The following is a 23,778-nucleotide window of genomic DNA, read 5'->3' on the forward strand; positions in this document are numbered from 1 at the left end:
GTGATGCGCTCGCACAAACGACGCGCGATCTCACGGCACAAGCGTCGACGTTCGAACGACGCTCGACCGACCTGCTGTCGACGATTCGCGAATCGCACACGGGCCTGCAAACGCAACTGGCCGCGCGCGACGAAGAACGTCTGGCGGCATGGAGCGATTCGCTGGCCGCGATGGCAGCGAAGCTCGGCGACGAATGGCAGCGCGCGGGCGTGCACAGCGCAGGCCGTCAGCAGGAAATCTGCGACGCGCTTGCACAAACCACACGCGATCTCACCGCGCAAGCGTCCACGTTCGAACAACGCTCGGCCGACCTGCTGTCGACGATTCGCGAATCGCACACGGGGCTGCAAACGCAACTGGCCGCGCGCGACGAAGCACGTCTGGCGGCATGGAACGATTCGCTGGCCGCGATGGCAGCGAAGCTCGGCGACGAATGGCAGCGTGCGGGCGTGCACAGCGCGGGCCGTCAGCAGGAAATCTGTGATGCGCTCGCACAAACGACGCGCGATCTCACGGCACAAGCGTCGACGTTCGAACGACGCTCGACCGACCTGCTGTCGACGATTCGCGAATCGCACACGGGCCTGCAAACGCAACTGGCCGCGCGTGACGAACAACGTCTGGCGGCATGGAACGATTCGCTGGCCGCGATGGCAGCGAAGCTCGGCGACGAATGGCAGCGTGCGGGCGTGCACAGCGCGGGCCGTCAGCAGGAAATCTGCGACGCGCTCGCACAAACGACGCGCGATCTCACGGCACAAGCGTCGACGTTCGAGCAACGCTCGGCCGACCTGCTGTCGACGATTCGCGAATCGCACGCGAGCCTGCAAACGCAGCTGGCCGCACGCGACGAAGCACGTCTGGCGGCATGGAACGACTCGTTGGCCGCGATGGCCGCCACGCTGCGCGACGAATGGGCGCAGACGAGCGCACAGGCTGCGGCGCGCCAGCAGGACATCTGCGACACGCTGACCCGCACCGCGAACGACATCACCGCCCAGGCGCAGGTGCACGCGAGCGACACGATCAACGAAATTTCGCGCCTCGTGCAGGCCGCGTCGGAAGCGCCGAAGGCCGCGGCCGACGTCGTCGCCGAACTGCGCCAGCGCCTGTCCGACAGCATGGTGCGCGACACCGCGATGCTCGACGAGCGCAGCCGCCTGCTCGCGACGCTCGAGACGCTGCTCGGCGCGGTCAACCACGCGTCGACCGAACAGCGCACCGCGATCGACGCGCTCGTCAGCACGTCGGCCGACCTGCTCGACCGCGTCGGCGCGCGCTTCAACGACACCGTCGATGCCGAAACGCGCAAGCTCGATTCGGTGGCCGCACAGGTCACGGCGGGAGCGGTCGAGGTCGCGAGCCTCGGCGATGCGTTCGGTGCGGCCGTGCAGGTGTTCGGCGAATCGAACGACAAGCTGCTGAACCACCTGCAGCGCATCGAGGCCGCGCTCGAGAAATCGCTCGCGCGCAGCGACGAGCAGCTCGAGTATTACGTCGCGCAGGCGCGCGAGGTGATCGACCTGAGCATGATGTCGCAGAAGCAGATCGTCGAGGACCTGCAGCAGATCGCCGGTCGGCGGGCATCGGTCGGAGCGTAACGCATGCACGACGAAATCGACGACGGCGCGCCTTCCGCGCCGGTGTGGCCCGCGTTCGCCGACCTGATGTCGGTGCTGCTCGGCGCGTTCGTGCTCGTCCTCGTCGGCGTGATCGGCATGCAGCTGCAGCTCACGTCGAAGCTCGAGGAAGCCGTGCGTGCGCGCCAGCAGGAGGCGCAGCAGCGCAAATCGCTCGAGGAAGCACTCGCCGGGCCGCTCGCGGCCGGCCGCGTGACGCTCGTGAACGGTCGGATCGGCATCAGCGGCAGCGTGCTGTTCGCGCTGAATTCCGATCAGCTGCAGCCCGAGGGCCGCGATCTGCTGAAGACGCTCGCCACGCCGCTGGCCGCGTACCTGAAGACGCGCGACGAGATCCTGATGATCAGCGGCTTCGCCGACGACCAGCAGGTGCGCGCCGGCAACCGCCAGTTCGCGGACAACTGGGAACTGTCGGCCAAGCGCGCGCTGACGGTCACGCGTGCACTGATTGACGCCGGCGTGCCGGCGCCGTCGGTGTTTGCGGCTGCGTTCGGCTCCGAGCAGCCGGTCAGTTCGAATGCGGACGACGAAGGCCGCGCGAAGAACCGCCGCGTGGAGATCGCGCCGGTGCCGCGCAAGACCGCATCGAACGGAGGGCGGGCGAAGTGACGGACGACGCGACGCACGTGCGCGCGACGCTCGACGCGTGGCGCGAGCAGGGCGCCGACCGGCTCGATCCGGTGCGCTTTCATCGGCTCGACGCGCTGGAGAGACGCGCGGCCGCGCTCGACGGCGACGCGCGCGCCCTGCTCGATGCACGGCTCGCGACGCTGCTGGAAGCGTTTGCGGAGATTGTCTCGCGAGCCGGCGAAACGTCAGCCGCGAGCGGGACGGCGCAAGCAACCGCACCGGCGCCCGCGCGCAGCCTGCTCGGCGGGCTCGTCGAGCAGCTCGCGCGCGATGCGCAGGCCGACAGGCGCGGGATCGATCCCGCGCTGATCGATTACTTCCGCACGATGTGGTCGAAGGTCCGCACCGAACAGCAGTATCGCCAGTCGCTCGACCAGGTGCCGCGCAACGCGGGACCGCTCAATTCGAACAGCCTCGTGCATCGGTCGCTCGCGACGATGCGCGAGTTGTCGCCGGAATACCTGCAGCAATTCCTGTCGTACATCGATGCGCTGGCGTGGCTCGAGGATCTCGCCGGCGGCGGCGCGCAGCTCGAGAAGGAAGCGCCGCGCGCGAAGGCCGCGAAGCCGGCGAAACCCGCGAGGAAGACCACGCGCACCAAGGCGCGATAACACACGCTTTCAGCCACGTCGGTCGTCGCCTAGCGACCCGGCGACTGCGCGTCGATCGCCGCGCGCAGTGCATGCAACGCGTCGGTCAGCGCCGACGCGAACGGCGGATGCGCGGCGATGCCCGCAGCGTCGAGCTGGCTGCCGAGGATCGGCAGCGTGATCGACGCGCGCTCGACGATGCGCGCCGACATGACGAACAGCGTTTCGCGCAGCGCCGCGTCCGCATGCGTCGCGCGCGGCGACGCGTTCAATACCGCGACCGGCTTGTACACCACGGCTTCGCATCCCACGACCCAGTCCAGCGCGTTCTTCATCACGCCCGTCATGCCGTGCGCGTATTCCGGGCTCGCGATCAGCACGCCGTCCGCGGCGTTCAGCCGCTCGATCAGGTCGCGCACCGCGGCCGGCGATGGATATTCGGTATCGGGATTGAACAGCGGAAACTCGCCGAGACGATCGAAACGCGTGATGCGCATCCCGCGCGGCGCGACGCGTGCGGCTGCATCCAGCAGCGCCGCGTTGTACGACTGCGCGCGAAGGCTGCCGCACAGCGCGACGATGTCGATGCGGCGCTCGGAATCGGCTCGGGGTTCGGTGGCCATCGAGGAGCGTAGGGAATGGTGGCTTGCGCGGCGACGCCGCGCGGATCCGACGGATTATCGCATCGGTGCGTGAGCGACGTGGCGCGCGTTCGCGACGCGGCGCAGGTGCTGCCATTCACGATCTTCCTGCGGAAACTTCACGTCCTGACACGCCGCGGCGAGCGTATCGATCATCCCGGTTGCGCGTGCCAGGTCGCCAAGTGTCCATCCGTTGCCGAGCAACAGCCGGCGCGTATGCAGCGCACCGTACACGTCGTCCGCGACGGCTTCGCCGAGATAGCGCAGCGCGCGGCCTTCGACGTCGACGAAGCCGTGCCGGTAGTCGTGCGCGAGCGCGGTCCACAACTGCGCCGCGCCGATCGACTGACGTGCGCCGCTGATCAGGCACAGGCCCGCGTCGAGCCCCCATCGATACAGCGTCGTCGCGAGCCCCTTGCGTTGCGCGGACCCGCGCAGCCGCGTATGCGGCGCGCGCAGGTAGCGGTCCGCGCGGCGCGGCAGTTCGGGGAGCCGGTTGAAGATCGTGTAGCCGGCGAGCTGCCGGGCCGACGGATCCTCGACGTAAAGGAAGTATTCGCCGTCGGCCTCGCGGTGGCGGACGACCAGGCCCGAGTCGCCGAGCGCGACGGCCGGCAGGCCGTGCAGGCGATGGCCCGGCTGGTGCAGACGCGCGTAGAGCGTGTCGAGTTCATCGTCGATGTCGTGCTGGGAATGCTGTACGTCGATACGCATGGCAAAAGGCGCCCGTCCCGGGCGCATCGGGAAAGAGGTTCATTGCAATGGGAAAGGAAATGGCAGCGGCCCCCGGGCTCGGCGAGCGAGCCGGGGCCGCGAATCAGCTGGGGATGTGCTGGAAACCGGCGGCGATCGCGGCGAGGCCCGCGATGCAGAGTGCGAACAGGATCAGGACTTTGTGGATCACGCCTCTCTCCTCATGAACGCGCGGCGCCGAAGGGCGGTGCCGCGGAGACGGTGACAGCGGGCATGGCCCGCGCGCAGACGGTCAGCACCATACGCGACGGGCACAGGGCGGGCAACCGGACTGCGGGAGAAAAGCGACGAAACGCGGGGAATCGGGGTGTTTCGCGACAATTGGTCGCAAGGGGGGCCTCGGTGCGGTCCTGACTTTGCGCGTCGCCGTTCGGCTTCAGGTGTATCCGCTCAGGAACACGTGCGAAATCGCCTCATTTTTTCGCACGCGTTCCGCCGGGCTTCCATGATCGAGGCGCTCATCGAACCGATGATCGCGAGACCGCCTCACACCGCCCGCCGCCCCCCGAACGCCTGCCTGATCCGCGCGAACAGCCCATGCTGCGCGATCCACTCGGCATACGCGCGATAGTCAGGATCGCGCATCAAATGCCGCTCCTCCGTCTTCGCCCGCGTGTAGTAGATCAGGTTCACCGCGACGAGCCCCGCGCAGTGCATCAGCCCGACCTGCCAGCCGAGCGGCTCGACGAACGGCACCGACACCATCCAGTACGACAGGTTCTTCGTGATGTATGCCGGATGCTTCGTGAAGCGGTACGGGCCCGATGTGATGATCCCGCGGTTCGTGAGGTTCGAGAACCGCAATCCGAACGAGATCGTCGATAGCGCATAGGTCATCAGCAGCAGGATGATCACCGCACCCCAGATCACGCGCAGCGTCGGCGCGGACAGCAGCCAGTTGTCCCAGAACAGCGAACCTTCGTAGCGGATGTAGTTGTTCGAGATCAGCGACCAGAACGGCTGGTAGCACATCAGCGCGGCGACCCAGCCGAGCGTGGTCGGCTCGACGGTGCGCACGTGGCTGTCGAGGATGCGGAACGTGCACAGGTAGCCGACCGTGCCGAACATCAGGTCCATCGTGAACGACAGGTCGTACAGGAACACGAAGGTCGCGATCGTCATCGGCGCGTTCACGGCGTGCGCGAGCGACGCGCTCAGGTGATCGGCGTCCTTCGACAGGTAGACGGTCATCAGCGGCAGGAAGAACGCCTTCACGCCCCAGCCGGCAAGCATCTCGCGCACGGGCTGCCAGCTCGCGGGCTGCTCGTGGCGGAACAGGAAGCGGCCCCACAGCAGGTACGCGTCGTCGGTTTCGCGCTGGTGGCGATCCATCCACGCGAAGTAGAACGGCGCGGCGACGATCACGTACGGCGCGAGCGAGCGCAGCAGCGACCAGAACGGCAGGTAGAACGCGCCGTGATATTCGGGCAGGAGCCAGTAGATGACGCCGATGCCTGCGTAGATCGACGTCAGCGCGCCGAGCCGCGTCGCGACACGGGCGAGCCCGAGCGGGCGCACGGCCTGCCGCGACAGTCCCGCGCTCGGGCGCAGGTAGACGCGCGAGATGAAGATTTCGTGCAGCGCGATCGTGCCGATGATCGCGAGGCTCGCGATGACCGCACGGGTGGCCGCGTCGAGGCCCGGCTGGTCGCGCGTTGTCCACAGCGCGAACAGGCCGGCCGCGATGCCGAGCAGGCCCGCGCGGAATGGCGTGGCGGAACGGGGCGGGCGGTCCTGGACCGCGGCGATGCCGTCGATGGTGGAGTTCATGATCGGATCCTCGTCGGGATGACGGCCGGCGCCCCCGCTTGGCGGGTGACGCCGGCCATCGGCCGGGCTTTGGTTTGGTATCTGCCCGGCCATTGGCCTGTGGTTCTGATACGTGAAGCGTTACTTCTTGGGGGTGGTGCCGCCGAGCAGACCGCCGAGCAGGTTCGTCACCGGCGCCAGCAGGTTGGTCGCGCCAGCCGTGCTGCCGCCGTTCGAACTGCCGGTCAGGCCGGCCGTGACGGTGCCGCTGCCGGACGGCGTCGTCACCGTGCCCGCCGCGCCGCTCGGGCTGGCCGTGCCGACTGCGCCGAGCGTGCCGGCTGCAGAGGTCAGCGAACCCGTCAGCGTGCCGACCGGGCCGCTCGTCAACGCACCGCCGAGGTTGCCGGTCAGGCCGCCGCCCGGCGTCGTGACCGTGCCGGTGAGGCTTGCGCCGAGCGGCGTCAGCGAGTTGACGAGGCCGGTGATCGGCGCGAGCAGGCCGCCGACGCCCGAGCCGCTGGTGCCGCTGGTACCGCCCGTGCCGCTCGAACCGAGGCCGCCGAGCGCGCCCGTCACCGAGCCGAGCAGGCCGGTGATCGGCGCGAGCGGGCCGCCGCTGGTGCCGCTGGTGCCACCCGAGCCGCTCGAGCTGCTGCCGCCGCCGAGCGCACCCGTCAGCGAACCGAGCAGGCCCGTGATCGGCGCGAGCGGATTGGTGCCGCTGCTGGAGCTGCCGCTGCTGGAGCTGCCGCCGGACAACAGGCCGCCGGCCGATGCCACGGTGTTGCCGAGTTGTGACACGCTGTTGCCGGCGCCCGTGCCGACCGGGTTGCCGGTCGCGCTGCCGATCTGCGAACCGGCGAGGCCGAGGCCGCTGCCGAGCGTGCTCAGCAGGCCGTTGAGCGGGGCGCCGAGCAGGGTGACGCCGCCGAGCGTCTGCGTCGCGCCAGGCGTCGTGACGCCGCCGGTCAGCGTATTCGTGATCGGGTTGATCACGCTGCCGAGCTGCGTCTCGAGTTGCTGGACCGGCGCGCTGTTCAGCGCCGTGTTCAGCGCCGATGCGGTCGAGTTGACGGCCGTGCCGACCGTGTTGACGAGGCTGCCGACCAGAGTCGTGGCCGGCGCGAGCGGCGACAGCGGGCCGGTGCCGAGGCTCGTCACCGCGTTGCCGAGGTTGTTGACCGCGCTGCCGGCGCCGGTCAGCAGGCCGGTGGTCGACGTGAGCGTCGGGCCGAGCGGGTTCGGCGACACGCCGATCGAGCCGAGGCCGGCCGCGACGCCGTTGCCGAGCGACTGCACGCCGTTGCCAAGGCTGGTGACCGCGTTGCCGATGCTGGTGGCCGTCGTCGGGTTCGTGCCCGGAACTTGCACGCCGCCGATCTGCGAACCGCCGTTCGCGACCGTCGTGCCGAGTGCCGTGACGAGCGTGCCGGTTTGCTGGAGGACGTTGCCGAGCGGGGTGACGTTGGTGCCGGAGGTGCCGGAGGTACCGGAGGTGCCCGACGTGCCGGAAGTGCCCGACGTGCCGGAGGTGCCTGATGTGCCGGAGGTGCCCGACGTACCGGAGGTGCCCGACGTACCGGAGGTGCCCGACGTACCGGAAGTGCCCGACGTGCCGGAGGTGCCCGACGTACCAGAGGTGCCCGACGTGCCCGACGTGCCCGACGTACCGGAAGTGCCTGACGTACCGGAGGTGCCCGACGTGCCGGAAGTGCCCGACGTACCGGAGGTACCCGACGTACCGGAGGTACCCGACGTACCGGAAGTGCCCGACGTGCCGGAAGTGCCCGACGTACCGGAAGTGCCCGACGTGCCGGAAGTGCCTGACGTACCGGAGGTGCCCGACGTGCCGGAAGTGCCCGACGTGCCGGAAGTGCCCGACGTACCGGAAGTGCCCGACGTGCCGGAAGTGCCCGACGTACCGGAAGTGCCCGATGTACCGGAAGTGCCGGACGTACCGGAGGTACCCGACGTGCCGGAAGTGCCTGACGTACCGGAGGTGCCCGACGTACCGGAAGTGCCCGACGTGCCGGAAGTGCCCGACGTACCGGAGCTACCCGACGTACCGGAGGTACCCGAGGTACCACCGCCGGACGTACCCGACGAGCTCGGCTTGATCGACGGTGTGACCGGTCCGTCGACCGAGCCGCAGCCGTACAGTGTGAGCAGCGACAGGACGGCCAGCGATACCGCCGTCTTTTTCAAGTAATGGTGCATGGTGGCCTCGACATTGGAAGTTGTGTCCGGGCCATCACTGCAAATTCCGCGCCATGACACCTTTCGCGAAATGCGTCAGCGCATTGTTGTGGGAATCGGGAATATCGGCGCGATTTAAACGGAGGAATGGCGGTTTCGCGCGACGGAGACGCCAGACGCGCTGACGCGCTCGCTGTGATGTTCCCGTAAGGAACCGTAACGCCGGGCCGGATGTTACGTAGCGTTCGACCCGACGTTCCGTGTGTGACGTGGCCGGCCGCGACCCGAGGCCGGCGTCTTTGACGAAACGCCCGTGCGCCGGGAACATGACGTGAACCAACCCGGCCGCGGGCGACGCCGAAGCGGCCACGACTCAAGACAGGGACACGACATGAGCGAACAGGACAGGGAGCAGGGCAAGGCGCGCCGCACCGAGGTGATGGGCGAGGCGTTCGTCGAGCGCGCGATGCGCGACCTCGACGGTTTTTCGCGTCCGTTGCAGAACTGGCTGAACGAGCACGCGTGGGGCAGTACGTGGCAGCGCGGCGGGATCGACCTGAAGACGCGCAGCCTCTGTACCTGCGCGATGCTGGCCGCGCTCGGCCGCAGCACGGAGCTGAAGGGCCACGTGCGTGGCGCCCTCAACAACGGCGCGAGCCTCGTCGAGATTCGCGAGGTGCTGCTGCATAGCGCGCTGTACGCGGGCGCGCCGGCCGCGGTCGAGGCGTTCCGCAGCGCGCGCGAGGTCATGACGGAGCTCGGGCTGTCGCTGCCCGACGACGAAGCCTGACCGGCAGACGGCGCATGCCAGCCGTCAGGCCCGCTGACGATCAATGCTCGACGTGCGCGCCTTGCGTCGGCGCCTCGACCGGCGCGGCGGCGACTTCGAGCAGCCAGTCGGCCGTCGCGTCCGGAATCGTGACCGGCAGCATGTGCCCGCCTTCGACGACCTTCAGCCGCACGCGCGCCGACTTCCGCGCCAGCGCTTCGCCGTGCGTACGCCAGTTCAGGATCGGATCGGCGCGGCCATACAGCACGTCGACCGGCAACGAGAGGTCCGCGTAGCGGCGCTCCATCGCAGGGAGGTCGACGGGCGCCGACAGCAGGTCCGTCGCCGTCGCGTAGAACACGTGCGGCCGCAGCCCGAGCAATCCGCCGCCCTTCACCGGGAAGTCGCGCGGCACGGCTTCCGGCGCGAACACCTGGCTCACGGCCTTGCGGCCGGTCAGGATCGTCAACGGGATCGCGAAGGTCCACGACACGAAGCGGCGCACCAGCGGCGACGGCAGCATCAGCGGCTTGAACGGCGCCGGCGGCTCGGTCTGCTCGTGAGACAGCGGTGCGATCAGCGCGAGCCGGCTGACGTGCTCCGGATGGTTGAGCCCGACCGCGAGCGCGATCGCGCCGCCGAGCGAGTGACCGACGAGCACGGGCCGGTCGAGCTTCAGCGCGTCGATGAACGCGGCGACCGTGCGGGCCTGCGCGAACACGTTCGCCTGCGAACTGGCGCCGCGCAGCGAGCGGCCGGCGCCGGGCCGGTCGACGAGGATCACGCGATGGTGCTGCGCGAGCCGCGTGAGCGGCAAATACGCGAAGTTGCGCCACTGCCCGGCGAGCCCGTGCACGAACACGAGCGGCGGGCCGCTGCCGTATTCGACGTAATGGATGTGGTCGCCGCCGATGTCGACGAAGCGGCCTTCGGGCGGAAACGCGCGCGTCACGCGGCGCGCGACGTAGCCGGAAAACAGCGCAAGCGCGGCGAGCACCGCGACGACGCCGAGCAGCACGTTCTGGATCAGGTGGAGCGTATGGGTCATGTCGGCCTCAACGGGATTCGAGTACGGGTTCGGCAACCGGCGCGGCGGCCGGGCCGGCTTTCGCGCGGCGTTCGAACTGCATCGCCGAATCGGCGAGCCCGCTGAACTTCAGCGACGCGAGATCGAGCACGTAGTTCTGGTGGAATTTCCAGGGCTTGCGATGCCCCTGCTTCGGCAGGATGCCGGCCGCGCGCTGGATGTAGCCCGAGCTCAGGTTGACGGCCGGCACGTCGCCGAGGTCGCCGGCGCCGAGCCGCGGCACGCAGGTGTCGTAGCCGTTCGCGCGCATGTGGTTCAGCAGCCGGCACACGTAGCGCGCGATCAGCTCGGCCTTCAGCGTCCACGACGCGTTCGTGTAGCCGAACGACGACGCGAGGTTCGGCACGTCGCTGTACATCATTCCCTTATAAGACACGGTCTGCGGCAGATCGACCGCGCGGCCGTCGACCGTGACGCGCGCGCCGCCGAGCATCTTCACCTTCAGCCCGGTCGCGGTGACGATCACGTCCGCGTCGAGCTGCTGGCCGCTCTTCAGCTTCAGGCCGGTCGGCGTGAAGCGCTCGATCTCGTCGGTGACGATCGAGGCGCGGCCCGCACGGATCGACTTGAACAGGTCGCCGTTCGGCACGAGGCACACGCGCTGGTCCCACGGCATGTAGCGCGGCGTCAGATGCTTCGCAACGTCGAAGTCGGGGCCGAGCTGCTTGCCGGCCGCGCGGATGATGAACCGTTTGGTCTGCTCGGGCTTGCGGCGCGACACGTTGTACAGGTACATCGTCAGCAGTACGTTCTTCATGCGCACGAGCCGGTGCGCGAGCCTCGACGGCAGCACGCGGCGCAACGCGTTCGCGATCTTGTCGCGCGCAGGCAGCGACACGATGTAGGTCGGCGAGCGCTGCAGCATCGTCACGTGCTTCGCATCGGCCGCCATCGACGGCACGAGCGTGACGGCCGTCGCGCCGCTGCCGATCACGACGACGCGCCGGTTTGCATACGACAGGTCCTTCGGCCATTGCTGCGGATGCACGATTCGGCCTTCGAACGAGTCCATGCCGGCCCAGTCGGGCAGGTAGCCGCCGTCGTAGTCGTAATAGCCGCTGCACATGTAGAGGAAGCGGCACGTGTAGGCGAGCGTGTCGACCGTGCCGTCGCGCGTGCGCTCGATGCGTACCGTCCAGCGTGCGCGATTCGAATCCCAGTCGGCCGCGACCACCTTCTGGCCGTAGCGGATCATCTTGTCGATGCCGTGTGCGCGCGCGGTGTCGCGGATGTAGTCGAGGATCGTCTGGCCGTCCGAGATCGCCTTGTCGCTGTGCCACGGGCGGAAGCTGTAGCCGAGCGTGAACATGTCGGAATCCGAACGGACGCCGGGATAGCGGAACAGATCCCAGGTGCCGCCGATCGCGTCGCGCGCCTCGACGATCGCCACGCTCGCATACGGGCAGCGCTGCTTCAGGTGATAGGCGGCACCGATGCCGGACAGGCCGGCGCCGACGATCAGCACGTCGAGGTCGCGGTTGTCGCCGCAGGCGGACGGCGCATCGCGCCGGTCGGTCGTCGTCGAGGTCATGCGGCGTCCTTGGTCGGTGTGGTCGGGAGCGCGGTCGGTGCATTCGTGCGGCCGAGATTGCGTGCGCGGGCACGGCGCACGTGGCGCAGCACCAGCCGCTGGTAGCCGGCGCCGAGCAGGCGCGCGAGCTTGTCGAGGCGGCGGGCATCGGCGCCGACCAGCACGCGGCGCGCGTTGCGCTCGACGCCGGCGAGGATCTGCCGAGCGGCATCGTCGGCCGTCGTCGCGTTGATCAGGCGATTCGCCTGACGGCGGTGGGTTGCTTCGTCCTGGCCCGTGAGCGCGCGGATGCTGGTGTCGACACGGCTCGCGTCGACGATGTTGGTCGCGACGCCGCCCGGATGCACGCAGGTCGCGCTGACCGGCGCGCCGTCGAGTTCGAGCTCCATCCGCAGCGCCTCGGTGAAGCCGCGCACGGCGAACTTGGTCGCGTTGTACGCGCTTTGCGTCGGCATCGCGACGAGCCCGAACAGGCTCGACGTGTTGATCACGTGCCCGTCGCCCGACGCGCGCAGATGCGGCAGGAACGCCTGCGTGCCGTGCACGACACCCCAGAAGTTGATGCCGACGATCCATTCGAGATCGGCGATGCGCGCGGTCTCCGCGCTCGCGGCCAGCGACACGCCCGCGTTGTTGAAGATCAGGTTGACCTTGCCGTGTTCGGCGCGCACGAAATCGGCCCACGCGAACACCGCATCGCGATCGGCGACGTCGAGCCGACGCGTGCTCGTGCGCACGCCGTGCGTCGCGCACGCGGCCGCCGTGCCGGCGAGCCCGACCTCGTTGACGTCGGCGAGCGCGACGTCGCAGCCGCGCCGCGCGAGCTCGACCGCGAGGCTGCGGCCCATGCCCGAACCGGCGCCCGTGATCGCGGCGACCTTGCCGGAAAAACCCTTCATCCGTCGTTCCTCCCGTTCCGCTTGCGCTGCGTCGGCGGCGCGCTTATTGTGGTGTTGTTCGTCACCACTTTAGTTTTCGGGTGTCCTGATGTCAAATAGCGAAATGGAGAAAGCACTCGAAACGGAAAAACGGGGCCGGGCATACGGCGGCGTGGCGCCCGAGGTGCGGGCCGCCGAGCGGCGCGATGCGCTGATCCGTGCGGCGACGCGCGTGTTCGGCACGGTCGGTTTCCGCAAGGCGACCGTGCGGTCGATCTGCCAGGAAGCGAAGCTCAACGACCGCTATTTCTATGCGGCGTTCGACAGCACCGAGGATCTGCTGCGCTGCACCTACCTGCATCACGCGCAGCAGTTGCACGACGCGGTCGAGCGGGCAGTGGCCGAGCGCGGCGGCGATTTGCGCGAGCGCATCGATGCGGGGCTCGCCGCATTCTTCGGATTCCTGCGCGACCCGTGCGCGGCGCGCGTGCTGCTGCTCGAGGTGATGGGCGTGAGCGCCGACACCGACATGACGTATCAGCGGATGCTGATCGACTTCGGCAAGCTGATCATGGCGATCGGCGCGACGGGCGAGGCCGTGACGCCCGCCGAGCGCACCGAGCAGCGGCTGGTCGGGCTCGCGCTGGTCGGCGCGATGACGAACGTCGGCGCGGCGTGGCTGCTCACCGGCTATCGCGACCCGGAGGCGCAGATGGTCGCGAGTTGCAGGAAGGTGCTGCTGGGGACGTTGCGGGAAGCGGGCTAGGATGCGGCGACGAGCGGACTTGCGCGATTCGCATCCGGTTGCGTCGCGAAGCCATCCGACGCTTCACCCCCTCGAGCGTTTCGATCGTGCCGCCATCACCGACCGCGCGTCCCCGATCCTCGCCTTCATCGCATCGATGAACGCACGCACCTTCGGCGAAGGCAACCGCGTCGACGGATACACCGCGTGAATCCCGGCCGGCGCCGAGCGCCATGCGGGCAGCAGCCGGACGAGCCGGCCGGCCGCGACGTCCTCCGCGATCGAGAAATCCGTCAGGAGGCCGAAGCCGCCGCCCGCGAGCGCGATTGCACGGCAGGCCGTCGCCGTGTTCGACACGACCGGCGCGATGCAGCGCACCGACGCGTGGCCGCCGCTCGGGTCGTGAAGTTCGAGCGTATGCGGGCGCGACAGCGTCGACAGCATCACGAACGGCAGCGCGGCGAGCGCATCCGGATCGCGCGGCAGCCCGTGCCGCGCGACGAACGCGGGGCTCGCGACCAGCCATTTCTCGTACTCGCCGAGCTGCACCGCGCGATAGTTCGAATCCGCGAGGCGGCCGATGCGGATCGCGACGTCGAGATTGTCCGCGACCAGATCGACGATGCGGTCGTTCGCGATCAGCTCGACGTCGAGGCCCGGATGCGCGTCGCGCAGCGCGACGATGGCCGGCGCGACGACCAGCGAGCCATAGTCGATCGGCACGCTCACCCGCAGCGTGCCGCGCAGCGGCCCCGTGTCGGACGACACCGCGTCGAGCGCGCTTTCGGTCGCGCGCACGATGTCGCGGCACGCATCGTAGAACGCGCGCCCCGCATCGGTCACGCTCAGCCGCCGCGTGGTGCGCACCAGCAGGTTCGCGCCGACCTCGGATTCGAGCCGCTGCATGTGCGTGCTGACGACCGTTTTCGCGAGGCCGAGCCGTTCGGCCGCGGCCGTCAGCGAGCCGGCATCGACCACCGCGACGAAGATCGCCAGCCGGTTCAGGTTCACGTCGCGCAGATCGGCCATCGTCGATTGTCCTATGGGAGAGGATAATGTTTCAGCGATTATCCGTCTTCTGGACGTGAACGGCGAGCGCTACGCTGGGGCCGTTCGTCGCCGATTCCCGGCGGCGCGAGATCCAGGAGCCTTTCCATGCCCGCCGCCAGCAAGCCCGCCCGTCCGGTTCGTGTCTATTCGTTTCCGTTGTCGGGGCACGCGCATCGCGTCCGGCTGTTCCTGTCGCTGCTCGGGTTGCCGTTCGAGACGATCGACGTCGACCTCGCGGCCGGCGCGCAGCGCGAACCCGCGTTCCTCGCGCTCAATCCGCTCGGCCAGGTGCCGGTGATCGACGACGACGGCACCGTGCTCGCCGATTCGAACGCGATCCTCGTCTATCTCGCGAAGCGCTACGGCGACGCGCACTGGCTGCCCGACGATGCCGCCGGCGCGGCGACCGTGCAGCGCTGGCTGTCGTACGCGGCCGGGCCGATCGCGTCCGGGCCGGCCGCCGCGCGGCTCGTCACCGTGTTCAGCGCGCCGCTCGATCACGACGCCGCCAAGCGCACGGCCGCGAAGGTACTCGCGGTGATCGACGGCGAACTCGCCGGCAAGCCGTTCGCCGCTGGCGCGCAGCCGACGATCGCCGACATTGCCGCCTACACGTACATCGCGCACGCGCCGGAAGGCGGCGTGTCGCTGGAACCGTATCCGCACGTGCGCGCGTGGCTCGCCCGCGTCGAGGCCCTGCCGGGTTTCGTCGCGATGCCGCCGACCCGCGCCGGCCTGCTTGCCGCCTGACGCGAAGCCGCGCCTTTACCGGGAGAACGCGATGACCACGCCGACCGCCGCCGTACCGGGCTGGGAACTCGACGTTGCGCCGTTTCATGCGGGCGAACTTGCCGTGCAGCAGCGCGCGGGCGTGACGGAGGCCGCAGGCACGGCCGGCCGGCGCGGGATTCGCCGCTTCATGCCGGACCAGCACCGGACGTTCTTTGCGCAGTTGCCGTTCTTCGTGCTCGGCGGCGTCGATGCGGGCGGGCAGCCGTGGGCGACGCTGCGGGTCGGGATGCCCGGCTTCGTGACGGCGCCGGACGCGCGCACGCTGCGCATCGACGGCGATGCGCTGCCCGGCGATCCGCTGGCGGGCGCGTGGCAGCCGGGCGCGCCGCTCGGCGGGCTCGGGATCGAGTTCGACACGCGCCGGCGCAATCGCGTGAACGGCATCGTGCGCGCGGTAGACGGCGGTGCGCTGACGATCGCGGTCGAGCAGAGCTTCGGCAACTGTGCGAAGTACATCCAGGGGCGCAAGCCGACGTTCGTGGCGCGCGAAGGCGATGCGCTCGGCGAGGCCGACGTGTCGGATCGGTTGACCGATGCCGACCGCGCGCTGCTCGCGCAGGCCGATACGTTCTTCGTCGCGAGTGCGAACACGTCGGCCGGTGCGGGCGCCGCGCGCGGCGCGGACGTGTCGCATCGCGGCGGCATGCCGGGCTTCGTGCGCGTCGACGACGCGCAGACGCTGACGACGCCCGATTTCAGCGGCAATCGCTTCTTCAACACGCTTGGCAACCTGCAGCACGATCCGCGCGCGGGGCTGCTGTTCGTCGACTTCGACAGCGGCGACCTGCTGTATGTCGCCGCGCGGGCGGAGATCGTGTGGGACGGGCCGCTCGTTGCGTCGTTCGACGGCGCGCAGCGGGTCGTGCGGTTTCATGTGCGGGAAGTGCGGCGCACGCGCGGCGTGCTGCCGTTCCGGTGGTCGGCGGTCGAGCGGGCGCCGCAGTTTGCGGGGATGGCGGGGGCGGCGAGCGCGGGCGGGGCGGTGGCGGCGTCTGTCTCATCGTCGGCATCGGCATCGGCTTCTGCATCGGCATCGGCATCGCCCTCCACCTGGCGCCCGCTGCGCGTCGCGAAGATCGTCGACGAAGCGCGCGCGATCCGCTCGTTTCATTTCGAACCGGCGGATGGCGGCGCGTTGCCGGCCTACGAAGCCGGTCAGCATCTGACGCTGCGCGTCGCGCTGCCGGACGGCGATGTACCGACGATCCGCAGCTACACGCTGTCCGATGCGCCCGGCGCGTCGCATTACCGGATCACCGTGAAGCGCGAAGGACGTGTATCGGCCTGGTTGCACGACCATGCGCGCGCCGGGATGACGATCGACGCGCAGATGCCGCGCGGCCGTTTCACGTTCGACGTCGCGAGCCCGCGTCCGGCCGTGCTGGTGTCGGCCGGCATCGGCATCACGCCGATGATCGCGATATTGCGCCGCGCGCTGGCCGACGACGCGCCGTCGCGCCGCGTGGTGTTCGTGCACGGCGCGCGTGATACGGCCGACCGGCCGTTCGCGACGGAACTGACGCGCATCGCGGACGCCGACGCCCGCGTATCGCTGCACTGGTTCGACAGCCGGCCGCAGCGCGACGGCGCGGCGCGACCGGGCCGCATCGACGTCGTGCAACTGAAGCGCATCCTGCCGTTCGACGACTACGACTTCTACTTGTGCGGGCCGTCCGCGTTCATGCGCGATTTGTACGACGGATTGCGCGCGCTGAACGTGCCGGACGAGCGGATCCGCTTCGAGGCGTTCGGGCCGTCGAGCGTCGTGCGCAGCGTGGCCCGCACGGCAGCGGCGGCGGTGGCAAGCATGCCCGTCGTGTTCCGCCGCTCGGCGCGCGACGCCGCCGCCTGGACGCCCGAGGACGGTACGCTGCTCGAATTCGCCGAAGACCAGGGGGTGGCGGTGCCGTCCGAATGCCGGTCGGGGGCGTGCGGTACGTGCGCGACGCGCGTGCTGTCCGGTGCGGTCGATTACGTGCAGCCGCCCGATGCGGCGGTCGAACCCGGCTGCGCGCTGCTGTGCGTCGCGCGGCCGGCGGAAGGTGCCACGGAGCCGCTTGTGCTCGACCGCTGAACAACCCATGCGACATGCCGCCGCAGACGGCCTGCTGCGTGAAAAGCGCGCGCAACTGCTTCTTTTTTCGGATGCCGGTCGGATCGACGATAGCGTCAACCGATTCGATGAAAGGAGCACAACCATGAAACTGCTCGGCATGATCAAGCTGGTCCTGTGGAGTTTCTTCGGCGTACGCAACAGCAAGGCGCACGCCGCCGATCTCGCGAACGTCAACTACACGTTGTTGCCGTTCGTGGCGATCGTGCTCGCGCTGCTCGTCGGCGCGGTCATCTACGGTGTCGTGCATCTGGTCGTCGATCCGACCGCGACGATGCAGGGGTTCTGACCGACCGCCGAATCGCGGGCGGGCGAACGTTCCCGCTCCGGTTTCCGGCCGCGTGACCGGCACGTGACTGTGCCGGTCATCGACATGGCCGCGCACAACGCCAGTCACGCGCACATCAACACCGTCGCCGTGCCGCGTGAGTCGCGCGGTTTCCGTTCCCGCCTTCCACGCCTCCGATTTGCCCGATTCGAGGGCGGTCGGCCCCGCCCGGGGTAAAATGCGCGCCGCGCCGCGATGTCGTGCGCGACGGGCACGCCGCCGTTCCAGCGAATGGCGCGCGCAAGTACGTCGCGCCCGTAACGGGGCGTTCGAAGCGTCCCCCCGCATGACAAGACCGCGCGATGCCGCCGTCCGCCCGACACGCCCCCGACGAAGCGGTCGACGGCTGCGTCGTTGCCCGGCGCGTCATCGTCATCCGATGTCCCATCCTGCGCTTTCCCGATCGATCGGCACGCATGCGGCCCGATCGTCCGACTCGTCTGGCGAATGTCGTGTCGACGTTCGTGCCCGGCGGCCGCAGGGACCGTTGCGGATTCTTGCGCGAGGTCGCGCTTCGCGGCTGCATAACGAGTTTCGAGTGTTTCGACAGGGTCGAGTGGCGAGTTTTCCATCCAGAACAATGACGGTGAATAGAACAACAGCGGCGCCCGCACGGCGGCGGCGCACGAAGGCCGGGCTTGGCGTCGGTCTCGGCATCACGCTTTTCGCGGCGCAGGCCGCTGCGGCACAGGGCGACGCACTGGCGCCGGACGCCGATGCGGCCGGCAGTGCAGCGCTACCGACGATCACGGTTACCGGCGCGCGCGAGAACACGTTTCGTGCGCGCGAAGCATCGGTCACGGGGCTCGACGATGCGCCGCTGCGCGACACGCCGGCGTCCGTCAACGTCGTCACGCGCGCGCAGATCGACGACCAGCAGGCGAAGCGCCTGAGCGACGTGGTGCGCAACGACGCATCGGTCGTCAACGACTACGCGCCGGTCGGCTATTTCGAAGGCTTCGCGATCCGCGGCTTCCCGGTCGATCTCGCGAGTGCGATCCGGATCGACGGTCTGACGGTGTCCGGCGAGCAGAACGTGCCGCTCGAGAACAAGGAGCGCGTCGAGATCCTGAAAGGGCTGGCCGGCATCGACAGCGGCGTGGTCGCACCGGGCGGCGTGATCAACTTCGTCTCGAAGCGCTCGGCGAACGTCGCGAGCGTGACGGGCGGCGTCGACAGCCGCGGCTCGACGTCGGCGGCCGTCGATCTCGGCCGCCGCTTCGGCCCCGACCATCAGTTCGGGTTCCGGATCAATGCCGCGAAGGAGAACATGCACTCGTACATCGACGGCACGAACGGACGGCGCACGTTCGGCTCGATCGCCGCCGACTGGGACATCAGCCCGCGCGCGAGCCTGCAGCTCAACGCCGAATTCCAGCAGTGGATCCAGCGTTCCGCGCCCGGCTACCAGTTGCTCGGCGGCACCGTCGTGCCGTCGGTCAAGACGACGTCGAAGGCGCTCGGCACGCAGCCGTGGGCGAAACCTGTGACGACCGATGCGCTGAACCTGAACGCGCGCTTCGACTACCAGTTCAACGACGACTGGAAGGCGTATGTCGCGGCGGGCCGCAGCCGCACGATGATCGACGACAACAGCGCGTTCGCGTACGGCTGCTATTACGCGGCGAGCTGTGCGGCCGGCACGACGTCGCCGTTCTTCTTCGGCGCGAACGGCGACTACGACGTCTACGACTTCCGCAGCCCCGGCGAATACCGTCGCAACGACGACTTGCGCGCGGTGACGACGGGCAAGTTCGCAACGGGCCCGCTGCGCCATGAACTGACGCTCGGCGTGAGCGTGCAGCGCCGCGTCGTGCACATGGCGAACGCCGTGTACGACTATGTGGGCAGCGAGAACGTCTACGGGCCCGACGTCGCGTTCGCGCCGTCGCCGAATACGGCCGGGCCGTCGTATCCGCAGCTCGATTCATGGCAGTACGGTGTGTTCGGGCTCGACCGCATCAGCATCGGCGAACACTGGCAGGTGCTCGCCGGCGGCAAGGAAGTGCTGCTGCGCCAGCGCAGCTGGAGCAGCCTCGACGGCGATGCGACGCACACCGATCGCTCGGTGTTCCTGCCGCAGGTCGCGCTCGTCTACAAGCCGGTGAACGTGCTGTCGCTGTACGCGTCGTACAGCAAGGCGCTGTCGCTCGGCGACCAGGCGCCGGTGCGCGCGACCAACGCGTATGCGTTCCTGCCGCCGGTCGAATCGCACCAGTTCGAGCTCGGCGCGAAATACGACTGGCTCGACCGGCTGAGTCTGACGGCCGCCGTGTTCTCGATCAGCAAGCCGTTCCAGTTCGCCGATCCCGATGCGTCCGGCACGAGCTATACCTTCGTGCAGCGCGGCACGCAGCGCCACCAGGGGATCGAGCTCGGCGCGGCCGGACGGCTCACGGAGCGGCTGTCGCTGACGGCGAGCGTCGCGGCGATTCGCGCGCGCGCGTACGATTCGGGGTCGCCGGCGTACGAAGGGCACCAGATCATCAACGTGCCGGCGCTGCGCGCGTCGCTGTATGCGGACTACGCGGTACCGGGCGTCGCGGGACTGAACATGCTCGGCGGCGTCGAATACAGCGCGGGCCGCAACGCGAACGAAGAGGGCACCGCGCGCGTGCCGTCGTGGTTCGTGTTCAATCTCGGCGCGCGCTACACGACGAAGATCGCGGGCCATCGCACGGTGCTGCGCGTGTCGGTGGACAACCTGTTCAACAAGTTCTACTGGCGCGACGCGGGCGAGCAGCAGGGCGACGCGTACCTGTTCCCGGGCGCGCCGCGCACCGCCCGCGTATCGTTGACCTATGATTTCTGATCGTCCGGACCCGGCCGCGTGATGCGCGGCCCCGGCAGCCAACCAGGAGAGTACAGACGATGTCCCCACTCGAAATCGCCGGCGTGATCGTCAGCGCGCTCGCGATCTGGCTGACCGCGAAGCGGCGCATGCTGTGCTGGCCGGTCGGGCTCGCGTCGGTCGCGTTGTACGGCTGGATCTTCTTCGACGCGAAGCTGTATTCCGACATGCTGCTGCAGGGTGCGTTCGCGGTGCTGCAGGTGTACGGCTGGCGCCGCTGGATCGCGCAGCGTACGCTCGAGGCGAGCGGCGGCGCGGCGCCGGCAGGCGACGTCGCGCCCGTCACCGGCGTGCGGCCCCGGCAGATGTTGCCCGACCTGATCGCGGCCGTTGTCGGCAGCGCGCTGCTCGGCGGAATGATGGCGCGCTGGACCGATGCGGCGCTGCCGTTCGTGGACGCGTCGCTGACCGCGTTCAGCCTCGTCGCGCAATACTGGACCGCGCGGCGCTACATCGCGTCGTGGGGGTTGTGGATCGTCGTGAACGTCGTGTACGTCGGGATGTTCGTGTTCAAGGAACTGTATCTGACGGCCGGACTCTATGCGCTGTTCATCGCGCTCGCCGTCATCGGCTGGCGCGACTGGAGCCGGACGGCCGACGCGCTGCGCGCAACGGCAAGCCCGGCGGGCTGATTCACGGGCCGATTCAACTACGGAGCTGCGTCGTCCATGACATTTCCTCTCGAGCCGAACGCGCCTGCGTCGCGTGACGCTGCCGCCGCGCGGGACGTCGCCCCGCCGCAATTCGGCGTCGACGGCGAGCAGGCCGAACGCGACTGGCCGCTGATGACGCACGACGAAGTCGCGGGCGTGCTCGCGCGGATCGATGGCGTCGGCGCGCCGGCGCGGCTTGCGTGGCACAGCCCGCGGCCGTTCTCGGCGGCCGTGCTGGTGCGCACGACAGACGAGCGCACACTGTTCGTCAAGCGTCATCACGTGAGCCTGCGTGATGTCGCCGGGCTCGAGGAAGAGCATCGCTTCATCGCGCATCTGGGTGAACGCGGCATTCCGGTCGCCCACGTGCTCGCCGGTCGCGACGGTGCGACCGCGTTTGCATCCGGCGACTGGACCTACGAAGTGCACGCGGTCGCGCCCGGTGTCGACTCGTATCGCGGCGTGATGTCGTGGCAGCCGTTCACCCATGCTTCGCATGCGTACGCAGCCGGCCGCGCACTGGCCGAACTGCATCGCGCGTCGGCCGGCTACGATGCGCCGGCGCGGCCCGTGCGCACGCTGTTGTCGAGTTTCCGGGTGCTGTCGTCCACCGATCTGGCGGGCGCGCTCGAACGCTGGGTCGATGCGCAGCCGCTGCTGGTGCGCGCGCTCGGCACGCGCGACTGGCGTGGCGATGTGGCGGATGCGATCGGCCCGTATCATGCGCGCCTCGTGCCGCTGCTGCCCGCGCTGCCGCCGCTGTGGACGCACGGCGACTGGCATGCGTCGAACCTGCTGTGGACCGATGCCGGCCCCGGCGCGCGGGTGCGCACGGTGCTCGACTTCGGCCTGTCCGATCGCACGTGCGCGGTGATGGACGTCGCGCTGGCGATCGAGCGCAATACGATCGACTGGATGGCGCCGGCCGATGCGCGCCGCATCGAATACGCGCACATCGATGCGCTGCTCGACGGCTACGAATCGCTCGAACCGCTGAGCGACGATGCGTACGCGGCGCTGGTCGCGATGCTGCCGATCGTGCATGTGGAGTTCGCGCTGTCGGAGGTCGCGTATTTCGGGTGCATCATCGACGCCCCGGCGATCGTCGACATCGCGTACGACGGCTACCTGCTCGGGCACGCGCGCTGGTTCGGCGAACGCGACGGACGAGACCTGCTCGACTGGCTGGTGCAACGCCGGCGCGCGAAGCGGGGCAGCGTGTAACGCTGCGTGCCGGACATTGACGAGCCGGCAGTGTCGGCTGGCCGGGCCTCATTTTTCTTCCGCGCGGCGATCGCACCGCACATTCACTGAAACCGTCCGATCTACGAAGCGGATCCTGCTGCCGCAGGACGCCGCACGTCCGCACTCCGTCGCATTCAACATGACGGAATTGTCATCTTCGGCTCATGTTCGCACTGCACCCGATCCGTAGCATCGGTGCGAACCGTTATCGCAGAACCGAACATGCTCAAGCTCACCCTCGCCGCGGCCGTCGTCTTCGCGACGGCCGCGACGGCCCATGCGCAGTCGCTGCAGGTCGCGGCACCGGCCCAGGCCTTGGCCCCGACGGCTTCCGGTGCCGCCCCGCCGTCCGACACATCTTCTTCCCCGTCGCTGACGCTGTCCGACGCGCTCGCGGCGGCAGCCAGCAACAACCCGGCACTGCGCGGCGCGCGTGCGGACGTCGATGCATCGGCCGGCGCGCTGATGCAGGCCGGCGCACGTCCCAATCCGGAAGTGTCGTTCCTGCAGGAAGGCTTCAGCCGCGCGGAACGCACGTCGACCGCGTTGATCAACCAGACCCTCGAACTCGGGGGCAAACGTCGCGCGCGGCTCGACGTCGCATCGTACGGCCGGGAGGCCGCGAATGCGTCGCTCGACGAGCAGGTTGCTGCTGTGCGCGCCGATGTGATCGCGGCGTTCTACGGATTGCTTGCCGCGCAGCGGCAACTTCAGGTTACCGAAGAGTCGGCCGCGATCGCCGCGCGCTCGGCGGACCTCGCGGGGCGCCGCGCGCAGGCCGGCAAGGTGTCGCCGGTCGAGGCGACCAAGGCGCAGGTGGCGGCGGCCGGCGTGCAGATCGAGGTGACGACCGCGCGCGGCCGTGTCGACGTCGCGCGCGAGAAGCTGAATGCGGCGATGGGTGAAGCGCGCGGCGACCGGCGCGTCGCGCTCGGGGATCTGGAAACGGTGCCTGCGGTCGAGCCGCTGTCGGCGCTGACCGCGCAGCTCGAAGACGCGCCGCTCGCGCGCGTCGCGCGTGCGGAGATGCTGCGCTCGAACGCGGCCGTGTCGCTCGAACGCGCGCGGCGTATTCCCGACGTGACGGTCAGCGCCGGCGTGAAGCGGGTGACGACCGGCGGCGTGCCCGACAACCAGGCGGTCGTCGGCGTGTCGATTCCGATTCCGCTGTTCGACACGAACCGCGGCGCGCTGCTCGAAGCGACGCACAAGGCCGAGCGCGCGAATGCCGATCTCGACCGCGAACGTACGCGGCTGCGGCTCGAACTTACGCAGGCGTATGCGAATTTCGACGCGGCGGCGCAGGAAGCGCGGCGGCTGAAGACCGACATCCTGCCCGGCGCGCGGCGCGCGCTCGATGCGATGTCGCGTGGCTACGAGCTCGGCAAGTTCAGCTTCCTCGACGTGCTCGACGCGCAGCGCACGCTGTTCCAGGGGCAATCGCAATACGTGCGCGCGCTCGCCGACGCGCATGCGGCCCGCGCCGACATCGGTCGGCTCGTCGGCACGCCGCTCGCGGCCGGCGCGCAATAGC

20 protein-coding genes and 1 pseudogene are annotated in these 23,778 nt (G+C 69.3%); 13 read left to right on the forward strand and 8 right to left on the reverse strand.

What is annotated here, in order from left to right; all coding sequences use genetic code 11:
• The 3 genes and pseudogenes from LGM71_RS10085 to LGM71_RS10095 all read left to right on the forward strand — a co-directional run.
• Nucleotides 1-1,601 (forward strand): annotated as a pseudogene (locus LGM71_RS10085) (DUF802 domain-containing protein); the annotation flags it as partial.
• A 3-nt stretch (nucleotides 1,602-1,604) separates the two neighbouring features.
• Nucleotides 1,605-2,249, forward strand: coding sequence for an OmpA family protein (locus LGM71_RS10090; RefSeq protein WP_059601358.1), 645 nt, complete (start codon nucleotides 1,605-1,607; stop codon nucleotides 2,247-2,249).
• Nucleotides 2,246-2,881, forward strand: a complete 636-nt coding sequence (locus LGM71_RS10095) for a DUF2894 domain-containing protein (protein WP_151048401.1) — start codon at nucleotides 2,246-2,248, stop codon at nucleotides 2,879-2,881. Before LGM71_RS10090 ends, LGM71_RS10095 begins: the two co-directional genes overlap by 4 nt.
• A gap of 29 nt (nucleotides 2,882-2,910) precedes the next feature.
• Here the strand turns inward: LGM71_RS10095 and LGM71_RS10100 are convergent, their stop codons facing one another.
• From LGM71_RS10100 to LGM71_RS33275, 4 genes are all read right to left on the reverse strand, one after another.
• Nucleotides 2,911-3,483 (reverse strand): NADPH-dependent FMN reductase, encoded by a 573-nt coding sequence (locus tag LGM71_RS10100; protein WP_226114772.1) that lies wholly within the window; start codon nucleotides 3,481-3,483, stop codon nucleotides 2,911-2,913.
• A 54-nt stretch (nucleotides 3,484-3,537) separates the two neighbouring features.
• Nucleotides 3,538-4,215 carry a histone acetyltransferase gene (locus LGM71_RS10105; RefSeq protein WP_174920232.1) on the reverse strand — a complete coding sequence of 226 codons (678 nt, stop codon included), beginning with the start codon at nucleotides 4,213-4,215 and terminating at the stop codon, nucleotides 3,538-3,540.
• A gap of 525 nt (nucleotides 4,216-4,740) precedes the next feature.
• A complete protein-coding gene (locus LGM71_RS10110; protein ID WP_124620919.1) occupies nucleotides 4,741-6,024 on the reverse strand; it encodes an isoprenylcysteine carboxylmethyltransferase family protein in 1,284 nt (427 codons plus the stop codon).
• A 120-nt stretch (nucleotides 6,025-6,144) separates the two neighbouring features.
• Nucleotides 6,145-7,377, reverse strand: coding sequence for a collagen-like triple helix repeat-containing protein (locus LGM71_RS33275; protein ID WP_319000377.1), 1,233 nt, complete (start codon nucleotides 7,375-7,377; stop codon nucleotides 6,145-6,147).
• On the opposite strand from LGM71_RS33275, the gene LGM71_RS33280 reads away from it, so the two are divergent.
• Nucleotides 7,337-8,215: a highly repetitive protein gene (locus LGM71_RS33280; RefSeq protein WP_413226861.1), complete on the forward strand. Its 879-nt coding sequence runs from the start codon at nucleotides 7,337-7,339 to the stop codon at nucleotides 8,213-8,215. The two genes, LGM71_RS33275 and LGM71_RS33280, sit on opposite strands and share 41 nt — an antisense overlap.
• 378 nt (nucleotides 8,216-8,593) lie before the next feature.
• Nucleotides 8,594-8,992: a carboxymuconolactone decarboxylase family protein gene (locus LGM71_RS10120; protein ID WP_059601370.1), complete on the forward strand. Its 399-nt coding sequence runs from the start codon at nucleotides 8,594-8,596 to the stop codon at nucleotides 8,990-8,992.
• A 40-nt stretch (nucleotides 8,993-9,032) separates the two neighbouring features.
• On the opposite strand, the gene LGM71_RS10125 is transcribed toward LGM71_RS10120, so the two are convergent.
• The 3 genes from LGM71_RS10125 to LGM71_RS10135 are packed head-to-tail and all read right to left on the reverse strand — an operon-like array spanning nucleotide 9,033 to nucleotide 12,488.
• Nucleotides 9,033-10,019: an alpha/beta fold hydrolase gene (locus LGM71_RS10125; protein WP_226114774.1), complete on the reverse strand. Its 987-nt coding sequence runs from the start codon at nucleotides 10,017-10,019 to the stop codon at nucleotides 9,033-9,035.
• A gap of 7 nt (nucleotides 10,020-10,026) precedes the next feature.
• A complete protein-coding gene (locus LGM71_RS10130; protein WP_226114775.1) occupies nucleotides 10,027-11,589 on the reverse strand; it encodes a flavin-containing monooxygenase in 1,563 nt (520 codons plus the stop codon).
• Nucleotides 11,586-12,488, reverse strand: coding sequence for an SDR family NAD(P)-dependent oxidoreductase (locus LGM71_RS10135; protein ID WP_226114776.1), 903 nt, complete (start codon nucleotides 12,486-12,488; stop codon nucleotides 11,586-11,588). Before LGM71_RS10135 ends, LGM71_RS10130 begins: the two co-directional genes overlap by 4 nt.
• A gap of 88 nt (nucleotides 12,489-12,576) precedes the next feature.
• On the opposite strand from LGM71_RS10135, the gene LGM71_RS10140 reads away from it, so the two are divergent.
• Nucleotides 12,577-13,233 carry a TetR/AcrR family transcriptional regulator gene (locus tag LGM71_RS10140; protein ID WP_059601379.1) on the forward strand — a complete coding sequence of 219 codons (657 nt, stop codon included), beginning with the start codon at nucleotides 12,577-12,579 and terminating at the stop codon, nucleotides 13,231-13,233.
• Between the two features lie 63 nt (nucleotides 13,234-13,296).
• Here LGM71_RS10140 and LGM71_RS10145 read toward each other — a convergent pair whose 3' ends face one another.
• Nucleotides 13,297-14,241 (reverse strand): LysR family transcriptional regulator, encoded by a 945-nt coding sequence (locus LGM71_RS10145; protein ID WP_175814744.1) that lies wholly within the window; start codon nucleotides 14,239-14,241, stop codon nucleotides 13,297-13,299.
• A gap of 126 nt (nucleotides 14,242-14,367) precedes the next feature.
• Here LGM71_RS10145 and LGM71_RS10150 point away from each other — a divergent pair, with 126 nt between their 5' ends.
• The 7 genes from LGM71_RS10150 (at nucleotide 14,368) to LGM71_RS10180 (ending at nucleotide 23,777) form a co-directional block, all read left to right on the forward strand.
• A complete protein-coding gene (locus LGM71_RS10150; RefSeq protein WP_124901398.1) occupies nucleotides 14,368-15,012 on the forward strand; it encodes a glutathione S-transferase family protein in 645 nt (214 codons plus the stop codon).
• A 31-nt stretch (nucleotides 15,013-15,043) separates the two neighbouring features.
• Nucleotides 15,044-17,128, forward strand: a complete 2,085-nt coding sequence (locus LGM71_RS10155) for a pyridoxamine 5'-phosphate oxidase family protein (protein WP_226114777.1) — start codon at nucleotides 15,044-15,046, stop codon at nucleotides 17,126-17,128.
• Nucleotides 17,129-17,252: 124 nt separating this feature from the next.
• Nucleotides 17,253-17,456: a DUF2970 domain-containing protein gene (locus tag LGM71_RS10160; protein ID WP_021164122.1), complete on the forward strand. Its 204-nt coding sequence runs from the start codon at nucleotides 17,253-17,255 to the stop codon at nucleotides 17,454-17,456.
• Between the two features lie 619 nt (nucleotides 17,457-18,075).
• Nucleotides 18,076-20,307 carry a TonB-dependent siderophore receptor gene (locus LGM71_RS10165; RefSeq protein WP_226114778.1) on the forward strand — a complete coding sequence of 744 codons (2,232 nt, stop codon included), beginning with the start codon at nucleotides 18,076-18,078 and terminating at the stop codon, nucleotides 20,305-20,307.
• A gap of 59 nt (nucleotides 20,308-20,366) precedes the next feature.
• Nucleotides 20,367-20,978, forward strand: coding sequence for a nicotinamide riboside transporter PnuC (gene pnuC / locus LGM71_RS10170; protein ID WP_059531890.1), 612 nt, complete (start codon nucleotides 20,367-20,369; stop codon nucleotides 20,976-20,978).
• A 36-nt stretch (nucleotides 20,979-21,014) separates the two neighbouring features.
• On the forward strand, nucleotides 21,015-22,223 hold the full coding sequence (locus LGM71_RS10175; RefSeq protein WP_226114779.1) for a phosphotransferase enzyme family protein: 1,209 nt from the start codon (nucleotides 21,015-21,017) through the stop codon (nucleotides 22,221-22,223).
• A gap of 243 nt (nucleotides 22,224-22,466) precedes the next feature.
• Nucleotides 22,467-23,777 carry a TolC family protein gene (locus LGM71_RS10180; RefSeq protein WP_226114780.1) on the forward strand — a complete coding sequence of 437 codons (1,311 nt, stop codon included), beginning with the start codon at nucleotides 22,467-22,469 and terminating at the stop codon, nucleotides 23,775-23,777.
• Nucleotide 23,778: the final 1 nt, after the last annotated feature.

Origin of the sequence: Burkholderia sp. AU33545 (assembly GCF_020419685.1) — a bacterium.
Taxonomy (GTDB): domain Bacteria; phylum Pseudomonadota; class Gammaproteobacteria; order Burkholderiales; family Burkholderiaceae; genus Burkholderia; species Burkholderia diffusa.